Source organism: Bacillus cereus group sp. N14, assembly GCF_016483555.1.
GTDB lineage: Bacteria > Bacillota > Bacilli > Bacillales > Bacillaceae_G > Bacillus_A > Bacillus_A wiedmannii.
Genome location: NZ_JAEHBQ010000002.1, coordinates 20,139 through 33,797, shown reverse-complemented (window position 1 = coordinate 33,797; position 13,659 = coordinate 20,139). Strand labels below are relative to the sequence as shown.

The following is a 13,659-nucleotide window of genomic DNA, read 5'->3' as shown; positions in this document are numbered from 1 at the left end:
TTATAACACTCCACTTACTTGATAGGTACTTTCTGTCTGTTTCTCAAACCAATGGATTTTTTCTCTAAAACGGACCACTTCTCCAATTACAATCATGCTCGGATTTTGAATTTGTTCTTTTTTTGCAACATCCACAATTGTTCCTAACGTCCCAACAACTGTGCGCTGCATTGATGTCGTTCCCCGTTCAATAATAGCAGCAGGTGTACTTTTGTCTTTTCCATGCTTCATCAGTTGTTCACATATGTAGGGTAAATTGCTAACCCCCATATATACAGCTAAAGTCTCTACACCTTTCGCTAAATTTTCCCACTTCACTTCTTCTTCAGCACCTTCTTTCCTATGCCCTGTCACAATAGCAAAACTTGCACTTGCATCACGATGTGTCACTGGAATGCCAGCATAAGCAGGAGCAGCTATTCCAGCTGAAATACCAGGAACGATTTCAAATGGTACACCTTGCTTTGCTAGCGCTTCAGCTTCTTCTCCTCCTCTACCAAATACAAATGGATCGCCGCCCTTAAGTCTCGTTACAACTTTTCCCTTTTTCGCATATTTAATAAGAAACGTGTTAATCGTCTCTTGCTTCATCGTGTGATAATTTGGTAGTTTTCCGCAATAAATTAAATCTGCTTCAGGCTTTGCGTATGAAAGTAACTCTTTATTCACGAGACGGTCGTATAAAATAACGTCTGCCTTCTCAATACATTTCAACCCTTTCACAGTAATTAACTCTGGATCACCAGGACCTGCACCAACGATATAAACCTTCCCCATCATCTCTCCTCATTTCTACTATTAAAGTGAAACTTCCATCCTTATATACGAATGGAAGTTTTCATTATTTCGTATTACCTTTTCCCTACTCATGAATAACAAATGCTGCACCTTTTCGAATCTTCTTTTTTTCAAACAGGGAAATCTCCTTTACTTCTGGTAACGGTAAAAAATGCTTTTCAAGCTCCATCTCCGCAAGCTTAAATGCCTGTTCTTCACTTTGAGCAACGACAACAATCGGAACAATACTATTTACTAACACAGCTTCAAATCGATATAAATCCATATTGTCCCTCCTAAGACGCTATTACTTCTTCTAACACGGTATTTAACGCTATTTGTAATGTCTCTATACCAACACGACCGACAAAATCATAAAACGTTTCAGCTGGTAATTTATTCTCTTTGAAATAACTTATAAATGATGCAAGTACTTCAGGTAGATCCTCGCCATCTATTTTCCCTTTTAACTTTTGATTGTAAGCACCGCCATCTAACAACGTTCCACCTACGTATATTTCAAATGCTTCAACAATTCCTTTTTCCTTCGTTTTCATTTTCACCCCTTGTAATCCAATGTCAGCAATTTGACGTTGCCCACATGAATTCGGGCATCCTACCATATGAATACGAACTGGAACATCGAGTGCAATTTGTGTATCTAAGTACTCTGCGATTTTGCGTAATCTTTCTTTCGTTTCTACTAAAGCAAGATTGCAATATTCAATACCGGTACAGGAAACCGCATGACCAATAAATGATTTCGGACTTGCTGATATCGCTTCAAACAACGGCTCATTTAGTAAACCTTTTACATTTTTTGGCGGAATATTCGGAATAATGAAGTTTTGCGAATTACATGTACGAATCTGTCCATTTCCATACCGCTTAGCAATTCTTGCAATCTCAAACATTTCTTCTGCATGTAGACGTCCTACCGGCACATTAAAACCTACATATTTTAGTCCATCTTGTTTTTGATCTTGAACACCATAAAAGTATCCCGCATTCCATCCTTTGAGAGCACTTTCTCCTTTACTTTGCAAAGGTCCTATATACTCTATTAGTTTCTCTTTAAATTTCTCTGCTCCCCAGTCTGCAACTAGAAATTTCAAACGAGCTAAATGACGTTTTTCACGGTATCCAAAATCACGGAATATCGTAGCAATAGCAATCGCTACCCCCTTCACTTCTTCTGGTAAAACGAATACATCTAATTCATCAGCTAAATATGGACGAGCTGATAATCCACCACCTACTTTTATATGAAAACCAACTTTTTTCTCACCATCTATTTCTTTCGTAGCAGGTGTAAATGCAACACAGTTAATCTCTGCGTTTGCTGAATTATAAATGTTAGAACTAATAGACATTTTAAATTTACGCGGTAAGTTAGAAAACTCTTCATTATGTTGGAAATAATCATATACCTCTTTCACAATACCCGTTGTATCAAACAGTTCATTTGCATCAATACCAGCAAGTGGATTCCCTGTAATATTACGCGTTATATCACCACACGCCCCCGCTGAAGATAACCCAACTCTTGCTAATCTTTTAAAAATATCTGGAATTTGATGAATTTCTAACCAATGAAACTGAATCGCCTGTCTTGTCGTAATATCTATTACGTCACGCCCATAATCCTCAGCGATAGAAGCAAGCACTTCTGCCTGTGCATTCGTAATAATCCCTGAAGGAATATTTACACGCATCATAAAATATCCAGCTTCTTTCGGTCTTTGTAAATATAACCCTGCCCATTTGAATGCGTCCCACTCTTCTTTCGGAATAGATTCGAAGCCATTTTCTGCATAGTAAGGAATATCATTAAAGATTTCCAATCCATCTTTTTTCAATTTATTTTTCTCAGTCTGATTTAATTTTTCATTGTTAGCCCATACTTTTTCATAACTCATTTTTTATCCCCCTATATAAAACTGCGCTCTTGTAAGTACTTCACGATTTGTTCTGCACATTCTTCAATAGAATACTTGTGCGTTTCTACAATTAACTCTGCTTTCTCTGGCTCCTCATACGGTGAATCAACACCAGTAAACTCTTTAATATCACCTTGTCTTGCCTTTTTGTATAACCCTTTTGGATCACGTTTTTCACACTCTTCAATTGGACATTTTACAAACACTTCTATAAACTCATCTGCCGCTAATAGATCTCTAACTTGTTTTCGGTCTACTCGAAACGGTGAAATAAACGCTGTAAGAACAACAGTACCTTGATCTACAAATAGCTTCGCCACTTCACCAATCCGTCTTATATTTTCCATACGATCACTTTCAGAAAAACCTAAGTCTTTATTTAAACCGTGGCGTACATTATCTCCATCTAGTACATAGTTTCCAATATTCTTTTCAAATAGTTTACGAGCAACCGCGTTCGCCACCGTAGATTTACCTGAAGCTGATAGACCAGTAAACCAAACTACAAAACTATGATGCCCATTTCTTACTCTTCTCTCATCTTTTGAAACAGATGCTGTATGCCAAGTAATATTCGTATCCATGTCATTCTCTCCCTATTCGGTTACTACTTCTTTTTTCAAACCTTTAATTAGCACTTCCACTACTTCTTTACGACTAAATGTACTCGGCGGAACCTCACCGTTTCTTAATAGTTCTCTTACTTTCGTACCTGATAAAATGACATGATCCTCTTTTCCGTGTGGGCATGTTTTCGTCGAAGCCATCGCTTCACATTTCGTGCAGTAAAAACTATGTTCAAAAAATAACGGTGTAATCCCTAACTCTTCCACTGTAAAGTTTGTAAAAATTTCTTGTGCTTCATAAGTCCCGTAATAATCTCCTACTCCTGCATGATCGCGCCCTACGATAAAGTGGGTGCATCCAAAATTCTTTCTGACTAATGCATGGAATATCGCTTCCCTCGGTCCTGCGTAACGCATTGCTGCAGGAAATACACCTAAAAAGACACGATCTTTCGGATAATAGTTTTGAAGTAATACTTCATAGCTTTCCATCCTTACATCAGCAGGAATATCGTCCGACTTCGTTTCCCCAACGAGCGGATTTAAAAAGAGACCATCTACAATTTCAAGGGCAGATTTTTGAATGTATTCATGGGCACGATGTACCGGATTTCTCGTTTGAAATCCAACCACTGTTTTCCAACCACGCTTTTTAAATTCTTCTCTCGTTTCAATTGGATCTAAATGATAAGAAGGAAACGGATTATTTTCAAAGCGTTTTGTAAGAATAATAGCTCCCCCGACATAAACGTTCGGTCGTTCATATAATTTTTTCACTCCTGGATGAGCCTCATCCGTCGTTTTATACACAAGTAACGCTTCTTTTTCCTTGTCAGGCACAAAAATATCTTCTATTTGAATGACACCATATACATTTTCAGCGTTAACAAGTTTTACTTCCTCTCCAGCTTTCAGACTCTCTGCTACTTCTTCTGTTACCGGTAATGTAATCGGTATACTCCATACGCTCCCGTTTGCTAAGCGAAGCGTTTCTACGACCGAATCATAATCTTTCTTTCCTAAAAAACCAATAAGCGGGCTATATCCCCCTGTCGCTAATAGCTCTAAATCACTTAACGCAATGTTGTCTAGTTGAATTTCTTTTTCAATTTGTGATACGTCGTATGTCTCGTCTATACGGTTTACTAATTCGTTTCTTATACTCATTTTCTATACCCTCTCTTAGCTTTATTTTCAAATTCACCTTATTGGTAATGAAGACCACATTCTGTTTTCACTTTCCCAGACCACCTACCATCTCTCGAATCGCCACCCTCACCTACAGGTAACGTACATTTCTCACACCCAATACTTGGATATCCAACATCATGTAGCGGGTTATACGGCAAGCTATGTTTGTATACATATCGCCACACTTCTTTCCACGTCCAATGAATAAGTGGACAAACTTTAATAGATTGAAAGCGATGATCTTGATTTATAAACTTTGTATGCTTACGCGTTTCTGATTGTTCCCTCCTTAAGCCCGATATCCACGCTTTTTCCGCTGCTAATGATTTTTCTAACGGTAAAATTTTTCTAATTTTACAACAAAGGTTCGGATTACTTTCCCATAATTTCTCACCATGCAACTTCGCTTGTTCATTAAGCGTAAGTTCCGGCTGTTTTTCTATAATATTTAATAAAGGAAATCGTTTCCGCACTTTTTGAATTAATTCATACGTTTCTTGAAAATGAACATTCGTATCTAAAAATACAACTTTAGCAGATGGATTTACTTGGTTTATAAGATGCAGCAATACCATCCCTTCCACTCCGAAGCTACATGCGTATACAATTTCACTTTTATATTCTTTATAAGCCCAACTTAATACTGATAGCGCGCCTTTCGTTTCATCTTCTTCTGAAAATGAAACATTATTTTCTTCCCACGTTTCATACGTCAACATGTTCTTTCCCCCTGTAAAAGCAAAAAGACGGTTTTAACCTAATATAATAGGTTAAAACCGCCTCTAGTTTTTCTAGTCAGCGCTTTTTACTTTAAACGTACCTTTTCACTTTTCTCTAATTGAATGACTTTCCCATCTTGCACAACAATTGTAATTGAACCATATTTCATATCAGCAAGCATCGCTTGAATTTTCTCAGATACTTCCTCAAAATGTTCCCGTACACTCACGCGAACAGCCCCCCTTTTTATTCATAAAAAAAATCTTTCCCATTTCGAAAAGACTGTTCGGTAATATATTTTACCTTATCTTTCAAAATGGATTCCATTTTGCTGGATTTAGCACCTTGCTTTCTATAAGCAGGTTGCCGAGCTTCTTCGGGCCAGTTCCCTCCGCTTCTCTTGATAAGCTTTGTATTTGTATTTTATCACAATTCTGATTTTTTTCAATCCTAGTTTTCCGATATATTTTAATTATTTTATTTTATAAAAAAGGAATTGCCCATCCGAACAACTCCTTTTCTCTATTTAAACAAGTTCTTTAATACGTATGCGATCGTTCCCAATAATATTTTCATATGTTTCACGTTCTACAACAATTTGTGATGTGCCGCCTTTCGCGAAGACGACAGCTGGTCTACGAATCCGATTATAATTATTCGCCATCGAGTACCCGTATGCCCCTGTACAAGAAATTGCTAGTAAATCGGCAGAAGCAACTTTCGGTAGAGTAATATCCCAAATTAACATATCTCCACTCTCACAGCACTTCCCAGCAATCGAAACAAGTTCCTCATTCTCATCATTCCCTCGATTCGCTAACATCGCTTCATAACGAGCGTTATATAAAGCAGGTCTTAAATTATCAGTCATCCCACCATCCACTGATACATATTTCCGAATACCAGGAATGTCTTTCACAGATCCGACTGTATAAATTGTCGTTCCAGCATCCCCTACAATACTACGGCCTGGTTCAACCCATATTTCTGGCAGGGGATAATTACATACTGTAAATTGTTCCCTCACAGCACTTGTTACAGCTCGCACATATGTCTCAAGAGTTAATGGTGTATCTGACTCTGTGTAGCGTATTCCGAATCCTCCGCCTACATTTAGCACTTTTACTACATAGTTTGTTCGCTCTCTCACTTGTTCTAAAAATTGACGAAGAACTTCAATCGCTCGCACAAAGCCGGCCGTTTCAAATATTTGTGATCCGATATGTGAATGAATTCCTAACACATTATAATTTGATTTTTGTAAAGCAATCTCAATCACTTGCATCGCTTGACCATTTGACACGCCAAATCCAAATTTCGAATCATCTTGGCCTGTTGTAATATATTCATGTGTGTGCGCCTCTACTCCGGGCGTTACACGAATTAATATGTTCACAAATTTCCCATGTTGCACTGCTAAATCATGCAAAATTTCTAATTCCAAGAAATTATCTACGACAAAACAACCAATATTCGCCTGAAGAGCCATCACAATTTCTTCTTCTGTTTTATTATTGCCGTGAAAATGAATGCGTGATGCCGGAAATCCTGCTTGCAGCGCAGTATATAATTCTCCTCCAGAAACAACATCTAATGACATATTCTCTTCACGAGCCACTCGGCACATCTCCATGCACAAGAACGCCTTGCTTGCATATGCTACTTGATAAGAGAAACCACTTTCTTTAAACGCACGATGAAACGCGCGACACTTTCCTCGAATTGACTCTTCATCGTATACATAAAGTGGTGTTCCGTATTGTTTTGCTAGCTGCGTCGTATCGCACCCTCCAATTTCTAAGTGTCCTTGCCCATTGATTCGGCTTGTGCCGTGTAAATACATTTGAATTCCTCCCTTATTTCCTCTAAAACTCATAACCCCAATCTTCTATTCATTGCAGCACGCTTTTAGATAGACAAAAAACGCGCGGAACAATGTTCACACGCGTTTCTTATTAGGAAAAATATATATTGAAAAAATAAACGAGTTGTTATCTCCTCAAAATAAGAAACCGCATCAACATCTCCAAATAGCTCTCCATAAAATAAATATTATGACAGTACTACATTTATTCAATGTAGTCCCAATATATGAATAAGATGGTTATTCTTATATTTCGGCAATAGTCCCTTTCAACCTATGATCACAGATTCCATTAAATCTCCCATAGCTTACTCTTTCCTATCGCGGCCTCTACCTTTGAGAGTAGATGAGGTAAGTCTATTTAATTTTCAAACATCTAATTGTTGCTATTAACAATACCAAAGGACCATTTTATTTGTCAAACAATTTTTTATATTGTTTTTTTACAGTTTAATTTCGTATCATTTGGTAAGCGCTTTACTGAAATCTTTGACACTTCCCATTCGCCTTCTTCATTATTAAATGTAATCGTTACCTTCTCAAATGGTGGAGCAATTTTCCCAGCAACTCGTTCATACTTCGTTACTTCAATACTTGCTTGAAATAAATATGTACCGCTATACACTTTTTTTAAACTAATAATTTTAGGACATTGATAAGGCTTCAAGCTCCCATATTGTTTTTCAATTGCTTTATTTATTTTCGGAAATAAAACAGAATAAAGGGCATCTTCCATAAGAGGTGCATCATATTGGGCTACCGACACACTCGGTGAAGCAAAAAGTATAACACTACTGCATACTATAAAATATAATAATTTTCGCATTATAACCTCCGTATTATTACACGATTCTTTCTGCGCACGATAATTATCATACATAGAAACTCCGTTTTATTGTCTCCCACTGCCCTTTTTCTACTCAATTATTATAAAAAAGCCCACAACTCTCTTTTATTTTCGTATAATGATACTCATAGTATAATAAACATAATAACAAAGGACTGTTCGTATATATAAAATGAGGCGCTAACCAAACCGGCTCACAAGAACTGTCATGCTTTTTAGGAGAGGAGTATATTATGCTACAACGTCTGTTTCCAAAACTGCGATTTGCACTCGTTGCAGTCGTTTTATTATGGATAAAAACATATATTGTGTACAAGCTAGCATTTGATATTAAAATTGATAATTTCTTTGAAGAATTTATGCTTTTTATTAATCCGCTAGCTGCGTTACTTTTATTTTTCGGTTTTGCTTTACTTGCATCTAAGCACCGAAACCGCATTATAATTGGAATCAGTTTTATACTGTCCTTTATTTTATTTGGAAATGCAATGTTTTATGGGTTTTATAACGATTTCGTTACGTTCCCAGTTTTATTCCAAACAAATAATATGGCTGACTTAGGGACAAGTATAAAAGAACTCTTTACGTACAAAACATTACTTTTATTTGCAGATGCGATTATTTTAATGTTTCTTTCGCGTAAATGCCCAGCATTTTGTGACAAGACGCCGCTTTCTCGCACTGAGAAGCGAACTTTCTTTAGCGGTGTAACAGCTTTATTAGCACTACAAATTGTTGTTTCAGTTATTTATAAACCACAAATGTTCTCACGCTCATTTGATCGTCAGACTGTCGTGAAAAATTTAGGTTTATACACATATCATCTATTTGATATTACACTTCAATCTAAATCTTCAGCTGAACGTGTATTTGCAAGTGGTGACGGGTTCTCTGAAATTAAAAACTATACAGACTCAAAAGATAAGCAAGTTGATAAAAACTTATTTGGAGCTGCAAAAGGTAAAAATGTAATTTTGATTTCAATGGAATCTACACAAAGTTTTGTTATTAATAAAAAAATAAATGGAAAAGAAATTACTCCATTTTTAAATGAACTTATTAAAGATAGTTTTTATTTCGATAACTTCTATCACCAAACAGGACAAGGTAAAACTTCTGATGCTGAATTTATCGTTGAAAATTCACTTTATCCGCTAGACCGCGGTTCTGTATTCTTTACTCACGCAACAAATGAATATACAGCTACACCAGAACAATTAAAAAAATACGGATATTCTTCTGCTGTCTTCCATTCCAACGATAAAACGTTTTGGAATCGTGATGTAATGTATCCTGCACTTGGATATGATCGTTACTTTAATTTAAATGATTACGTAGGCACAGAACAAATGTCTGTCGGTTGGGGATTAAAAGATAAAGAGTTCTTTGAACAATCGATTCCAAAGCTAAAATCTTTACCACAACCGTTCTATACAAAATTTATTACTTTAACAAACCATTTTCCATTTCTTCTAAATCCAGAAGATCAATACGTTGATGAGTTTAATTCGGAAAGTGGTGTTGTAAACCGCTACTTCCCAACCGTTCGTTATACGGATGAAGCTCTGAAATTATTTATTAAACAATTAAAAGACGAAGGACTGTATGATAATTCCGTTATTGTCATTTATGGAGATCATTACGGTATTTCTGAAAACCATAACGCAGCTATGGCTCAGTTCCTTGGGAAAGACGCTATTACACCGTTTGATTCTATGCAATTACAACGCGTCCCTCTCATTATTCATGTACCTGGTCAAGAAGGAAAAGTCATTTCTAAAGTATCTGGTCAAATTGATATTAAACCAACGCTACTTCATTTACTTGGTATTAAAACAAATCAATCAGTTGAATTTGGAACTGACCTATTTATTAAAGAAGAAGATCCACTTATGGTAATGCGTGATGGTAGCTTCGTTTCGGAAAACTATGTTTATACAAAAAACATGTGCTATAAACGAAATACAGGTGAAGAAGCGGACATTTCATTATGTCAACCAAATATTGAAAAAGCAAAAACTGAATTGAAACTCTCCGACAAACTCATTTATGGAGACTTATTACGTTTCGACCCTAACAATCGTTATAAAACCGGAACAATGACAACGAAATTTGAATAACACCAGGAGCAACTTTTATAAAAGTTGCTTCTTTTTTTACTTATTTTTCAAATCATTCCGCTATGAAATCTTTCACAAATTGGGAATTTTTTTCGTATGAGGAAGAAATTTATGGTATGATAAAATAAGTAAAATTTCATAAACTAATTAAGAATTTATTACAGAAAGCAAGGGATCAGATTTTGTATAGAGCAGCTATTCCAAACTTATTTACGCTCGGAAATTTATATAGTGGATTCTTATCAATCGGCTATGCATCTTTAGGATATTATAAATCAGCTGCTATTTTAGTACTTATCGGGATGATGTTAGATAGTCTTGATGGACGTGTTGCTCGTTTATTACGTGTTGATTCACAAATGGGAAAAGAGCTTGACTCGCTGGCGGATGTCGTAACATTTGGTGCAGCACCTGCTGTTCTCATGTATTACACATCTTTCTCCAATTACGGAATCATCGGACTATACATAGCGGGACTATTCCCTCTTTTCGGAGCATACCGTTTAGCAAGATTTAATGTAACACCATCTTCTACTTCAATGAAATATTTCACTGGCGTACCGATTACAGCAGCGGGAGGGCTTGTTGCTTTCTTAACATTATTTTCACATACCATTCCAAAAATCGTTCTTATTACAGTATTTGTAACGTTCGCATTTTTAATGGTGAGCCGCATTCGTATCCCAAGTTTAAAAGATGTACCAATTCCACGATATAGTATCATTATTACACTATTTTTAGTTGGAATCATTATAACAATGTACCAAACAGGGTTCGGTAATTTTTCTGTTTTCTTATTCATTGCTATTCCACTATATATTTTGTATATGCTATCTCAATTTCTTAGACAAAGACCGTCTAAAAGAGCAAATAAAGAAAAATAAGAAACCTTCCGATTCCGGAAGGTTTCTTTTTATTTTGTAACTACTACTTTTTGATTTACAGGTGTTACAGGCTCTTCACCGTTTAATACGGCTAAAATATTTCTTACTGCCATTTCAGCCATCGCATCACGAGTTTCGAATGTTGCATTTCCTACGTGAGGAGCAAGTACTACATTCTTTAACCCTTTTAACTCTTCTGTAATTTTCGGTTCAAATTCAAACACGTCAAGAGCTGCTCCTTCAATTTCATTCGTTTTTAATGCATGAGCAAGTGCCGCTTCATTCATAATTGGTCCACGTGAAGCATTTACAATATACGCTGTTTTCTTCATCATTTTAAACTGTTCATCATCAATCATATGATGCAATTTCGGATTATAAGCACAGTTAATTGTAATAAAGTCTGCTGTTTGTAATAATTCTTCCAATGTTACATATGTTGCTTCCAGTTCACTTTCAGCTTCAGGCTTTCGATTTGGACCTGTATATAAAACATTCATTCCAAACGCTTTCGCACGCTTTGCAACTGCCTTTCCGATTTCTCCAAGGCCAATAATTCCAATTGTTTTACCATGTACTTCACGGCCTAAGAAAAATAATGGCGCCCATCCATTAAATCCAGTTGTACGACATAATGTATCGCCTTCAGGAATTCTACGTGCAGCTGCTAAAAGAAGTGCAAATGTTAATTCTGCTGTCGCTTCAGTTGATACTTTCGGTGTATTCGTTACCGCAATCCCTTTTTCTCCGGCATACGAGTAATCAATATTATCGTAACCAGCACCGTAGTTTGCAACAATCTTCAAATTAGGTGCCGCATCAATAACTTCTTTTGTCACCTTTGTAGAAAGTAGACTTAACAATGCATCTTTATCTTTTACACGATCTGTTAATTCATCTAAAGAAATTAACGCATCTTTATCGTACATTTCTACATCATGATCCTTTAATAGTTCTAATCCGATTGCTGGAATTTTCCCTGCTACTAATATTTTTGCCACTACTAACACCTCTTCTATAAAAAATAAGATATCTCTTATCTTTCATTGTAAGAAATCCACCTATAAAAACCAAGGAATTTGATCATAGTTTTGAAAATCGACATTTTTTACCCATAAGAAAAGAGGAGATTCATCTCTCCCCTTTTCTTACGCTTTCTCTTGCGATTCTTGTCCAAGCTTTGCATCGATCGTTCCTTCTGCAACTGTATCGCTAATTTGTTCCTCAATAACTGATTGAGATGTAGCATTCGTTTCAGAAGTATAAGCTTGTTGCTGTGCACCTTGTAAATCTTGTACATTTTGTTTATTTTGTTGTTTCGCCATTTCTTACCCTCCTTTTTATTCTTTCTTATTTTGAACAAAAAGGGTGGTTTTCATCAAAAAATCGTGATCATTTTGAAATTGTTACTTCTTCTTCCAGTAATCTCATCGTTCTTACTCGTTTCGTAAATGTAGCTATGTGAGAAATATCATGATTACGTAACGTCTTTATATTCTCTGCCACATATTTTCCTAAATCATTCGGATAATGAGCATCTGAGGAGAGAGTAACCGGAACGCCATGCTTAGCTAATACTTGTAAATATAGCGGACTCGGACACATTTCGCGTACAGGATAGCGATAGTACAATCCTGCATTTATTTCCGTTGCCGTATTTGTTTCTACTAACACACGCGCAATTTCCTTATAATAATAAAGTTGTTCATTCTCATCTAACCGATAATTAAATACTTTTATGTTATCAAGATGAGCTATAATATCAAATAAATTAGAGCGAACTGCACACTCAACCGTTTTGAAAAACGTATCATATAAAGCATATAAGTCATGTTCCTTAAAATATTCTTTCGTATCTGGATTATCAAATCCCCAGCCATTTAAAAAATGAACAGAACCAATTACATAATCAAAATCTCCTAATGCGAGTAAAGATTGTAATTCTTGTTCACCACCAATAAAATAATCCGCTTCAATTCCAAGTTTAAGCGTAACACCTCTTTTACTCCACCGTTCTTTCGCCTCTTCAATTGCCTTTGTAAAATCATGTAGTGATGTTACCCTTACTTGGTCTAACCATTCCTTCTGTAAACGACCAAGCCTCGAATCACTACTATCGACATATCTTTCATAGTATTCTTTCGCTTCATAAAAACGGTATAAATGATCGACAATACCAACTTCTTTTATACCTTTTCGCAAAGCTTCTTCTAAATATAAATCAATCCATTTCGTTGTAAATGGCCCTTCTTTCACACGTTTTTGCAGGCGTTCTTGTGTTTTCACAAGCCATTCCATAGAATGTTTTTCTTCTTTAAGTGGTTCATAATGTTGCAATGCTTCATTTATTTTAGCTAGCCATCCTATTGAATATGGCCCTTCTTCTAAATGAATGTGATAATCCACCTTCATCTACATTTCCCCCTTATAATGTATCTATTTCACTTCTGTCCCCCACTCGCGAAAGCTTCCCATTTCTTTCTGTCACTTCCTCCATAACATCTTCTAATGATATATTTTTTTCAGCTAATAAAACAAAGCAGTGATACAATACATCAACCATTTCTTTCACTAATTCTTCTTTGTCATTATTTTTAGATGCGATAATTACTTCCGTGCATTCTTCACCAATTTTCTTTAAAATTTTATCTTCTCCTTTTGAAAATAAATAATTTGTATACGATTCAGGAAGTGGATTTCCCTTTCGTTCTTCAATTGTTTCAAATAGTAATTTAAAGGCATTTTCCATA

At 36.0% G+C, this 13,659-nt stretch carries 15 protein-coding genes and 2 riboswitches; of the genes, 2 read left to right on the top strand and 13 right to left on the bottom strand.

Annotated features, from left to right (window positions below):
* The 9 genes from cobA to JDS82_RS03520 form a co-directional block, all read right to left on the bottom strand.
* A complete protein-coding gene (gene cobA / locus JDS82_RS03560) occupies window positions 1–777 on the bottom strand; it encodes a uroporphyrinogen-III C-methyltransferase (protein ID WP_046955250.1) in 777 nt (258 codons plus the stop codon).
* An 85-nt stretch (window positions 778–862) separates the two neighbouring features.
* Window positions 863–1,063, bottom strand: a complete 201-nt coding sequence (locus tag JDS82_RS03555) for a DUF3906 family protein (protein WP_000366917.1) — start codon at window positions 1,061–1,063, stop codon at window positions 863–865.
* Between the two features lie 10 nt (window positions 1,064–1,073).
* Window positions 1,074–2,696 carry a nitrite/sulfite reductase gene (locus tag JDS82_RS03550; RefSeq protein WP_199712708.1) on the bottom strand — a complete coding sequence of 541 codons (1,623 nt, stop codon included), beginning with the start codon at window positions 2,694–2,696 and terminating at the stop codon, window positions 1,074–1,076.
* Window positions 2,697–2,707: 11 nt separating this feature from the next.
* On the bottom strand, window positions 2,708–3,301 hold the full coding sequence (cysC, locus tag JDS82_RS03545) for an adenylyl-sulfate kinase (protein ID WP_048561381.1): 594 nt from the start codon (window positions 3,299–3,301) through the stop codon (window positions 2,708–2,710).
* Window positions 3,302–3,313: 12 nt separating this feature from the next.
* Window positions 3,314–4,450, bottom strand: coding sequence for a sulfate adenylyltransferase (gene sat / locus JDS82_RS03540; protein ID WP_048561382.1), 1,137 nt, complete (start codon window positions 4,448–4,450; stop codon window positions 3,314–3,316).
* Window positions 4,451–4,488: 38 nt separating this feature from the next.
* Window positions 4,489–5,193: a phosphoadenylyl-sulfate reductase gene (locus JDS82_RS03535; protein WP_199712706.1), complete on the bottom strand. Its 705-nt coding sequence runs from the start codon at window positions 5,191–5,193 to the stop codon at window positions 4,489–4,491.
* A gap of 86 nt (window positions 5,194–5,279) precedes the next feature.
* Entirely contained in the window at window positions 5,280–5,423 is a 144-nt protein-coding gene (locus tag JDS82_RS03530) for a YezD family protein (RefSeq protein ID WP_000116163.1), read from the bottom strand.
* Between the two features lie 72 nt (window positions 5,424–5,495).
* Window positions 5,496–5,604: riboswitch (SAM riboswitch) on the bottom strand.
* Window positions 5,605–5,720: 116 nt separating this feature from the next.
* Entirely contained in the window at window positions 5,721–7,037 is a 1,317-nt protein-coding gene (gene lysA, locus JDS82_RS03525) for a diaminopimelate decarboxylase (protein ID WP_000280662.1), read from the bottom strand.
* Window positions 7,038–7,217: 180 nt separating this feature from the next.
* Window positions 7,218–7,399, bottom strand: a riboswitch (Lysine riboswitch).
* An 89-nt stretch (window positions 7,400–7,488) separates the two neighbouring features.
* On the bottom strand, window positions 7,489–7,884 hold the full coding sequence (locus JDS82_RS03520; RefSeq protein WP_001228833.1) for a DUF3888 domain-containing protein: 396 nt from the start codon (window positions 7,882–7,884) through the stop codon (window positions 7,489–7,491).
* 254 nt (window positions 7,885–8,138) lie between these two features.
* Between JDS82_RS03520 and JDS82_RS03515 the strand changes: the two genes are divergently transcribed.
* The gene (locus JDS82_RS03515; RefSeq protein WP_199712704.1) at window positions 8,139–10,025 is read left to right on the top strand and encodes an LTA synthase family protein; all 1,887 of its coding nucleotides are present in this window, start codon (window positions 8,139–8,141) and stop codon (window positions 10,023–10,025) included.
* A 182-nt stretch (window positions 10,026–10,207) separates the two neighbouring features.
* The gene (pssA, locus tag JDS82_RS03510; protein ID WP_000285422.1) at window positions 10,208–10,909 is read left to right on the top strand and encodes a CDP-diacylglycerol--serine O-phosphatidyltransferase; all 702 of its coding nucleotides are present in this window, start codon (window positions 10,208–10,210) and stop codon (window positions 10,907–10,909) included.
* Between the two features lie 29 nt (window positions 10,910–10,938).
* Here the strand turns inward: pssA and JDS82_RS03505 are convergent, their stop codons facing one another.
* The 4 genes from JDS82_RS03505 to hisI all read right to left on the bottom strand — a co-directional run bounded on the left by JDS82_RS03505 (window position 10,939) and on the right by hisI (window position 13,658).
* Window positions 10,939–11,910 (bottom strand): NAD(P)-dependent oxidoreductase, encoded by a 972-nt coding sequence (locus JDS82_RS03505; RefSeq protein WP_001062817.1) that lies wholly within the window; start codon window positions 11,908–11,910, stop codon window positions 10,939–10,941.
* Between the two features lie 147 nt (window positions 11,911–12,057).
* Entirely contained in the window at window positions 12,058–12,234 is a 177-nt protein-coding gene (locus JDS82_RS03500) for a DUF4025 domain-containing protein (RefSeq protein ID WP_001118876.1), read from the bottom strand.
* Window positions 12,235–12,301: 67 nt separating this feature from the next.
* The gene (locus tag JDS82_RS03495; protein ID WP_199712702.1) at window positions 12,302–13,321 is read right to left on the bottom strand and encodes a histidinol phosphate phosphatase domain-containing protein; all 1,020 of its coding nucleotides are present in this window, start codon (window positions 13,319–13,321) and stop codon (window positions 12,302–12,304) included.
* A 13-nt stretch (window positions 13,322–13,334) separates the two neighbouring features.
* On the bottom strand, window positions 13,335–13,658 hold the full coding sequence (gene hisI, locus JDS82_RS03490) for a phosphoribosyl-ATP pyrophosphatase (protein ID WP_000426349.1): 324 nt from the start codon (window positions 13,656–13,658) through the stop codon (window positions 13,335–13,337).
* Window position 13,659: the final 1 nt, after the last annotated feature.

Bases quoted from the DNA above. Each gene is read 5' to 3' on its own strand.
- cobA (WP_046955250.1), bottom strand. From the start codon at position 777: ATGGGGAAGGTTTATATCGTTGGTGCAGGTCCTGGTGATCCAGAGTTA.
- JDS82_RS03555 (WP_000366917.1), bottom strand. From the start codon at position 1,063: ATGGATTTATATCGATTTGAAGCTGTGTTAGTAAATAGTATTGTTCCG.
- JDS82_RS03550 (WP_199712708.1), bottom strand. From the start codon at position 2,696: ATGAGTTATGAAAAAGTATGGGCTAACAATGAAAAATTAAATCAGACT.
- cysC (WP_048561381.1), bottom strand. From the start codon at position 3,301: ATGGATACGAATATTACTTGGCATACAGCATCTGTTTCAAAAGATGAG.
- sat (WP_048561382.1), bottom strand. From the start codon at position 4,450: ATGAGTATAAGAAACGAATTAGTAAACCGTATAGACGAGACATACGAC.
- JDS82_RS03535 (WP_199712706.1), bottom strand. From the start codon at position 5,193: ATGTTGACGTATGAAACGTGGGAAGAAAATAATGTTTCATTTTCAGAA.
- lysA (WP_000280662.1), bottom strand. From the start codon at position 7,037: ATGTATTTACACGGCACAAGCCGAATCAATGGGCAAGGACACTTAGAA.
- JDS82_RS03520 (WP_001228833.1), bottom strand. From the start codon at position 7,884: ATGCGAAAATTATTATATTTTATAGTATGCAGTAGTGTTATACTTTTT.
- JDS82_RS03515 (WP_199712704.1), top strand. From the start codon at position 8,139: ATGCTACAACGTCTGTTTCCAAAACTGCGATTTGCACTCGTTGCAGTC.
- JDS82_RS03500 (WP_001118876.1), bottom strand. From the start codon at position 12,234: ATGGCGAAACAACAAAATAAACAAAATGTACAAGATTTACAAGGTGCA.
- JDS82_RS03495 (WP_199712702.1), bottom strand. From the start codon at position 13,321: ATGAAGGTGGATTATCACATTCATTTAGAAGAAGGGCCATATTCAATA.
- hisI (WP_000426349.1), bottom strand. From the start codon at position 13,658: ATGGAAAATGCCTTTAAATTACTATTTGAAACAATTGAAGAACGAAAG.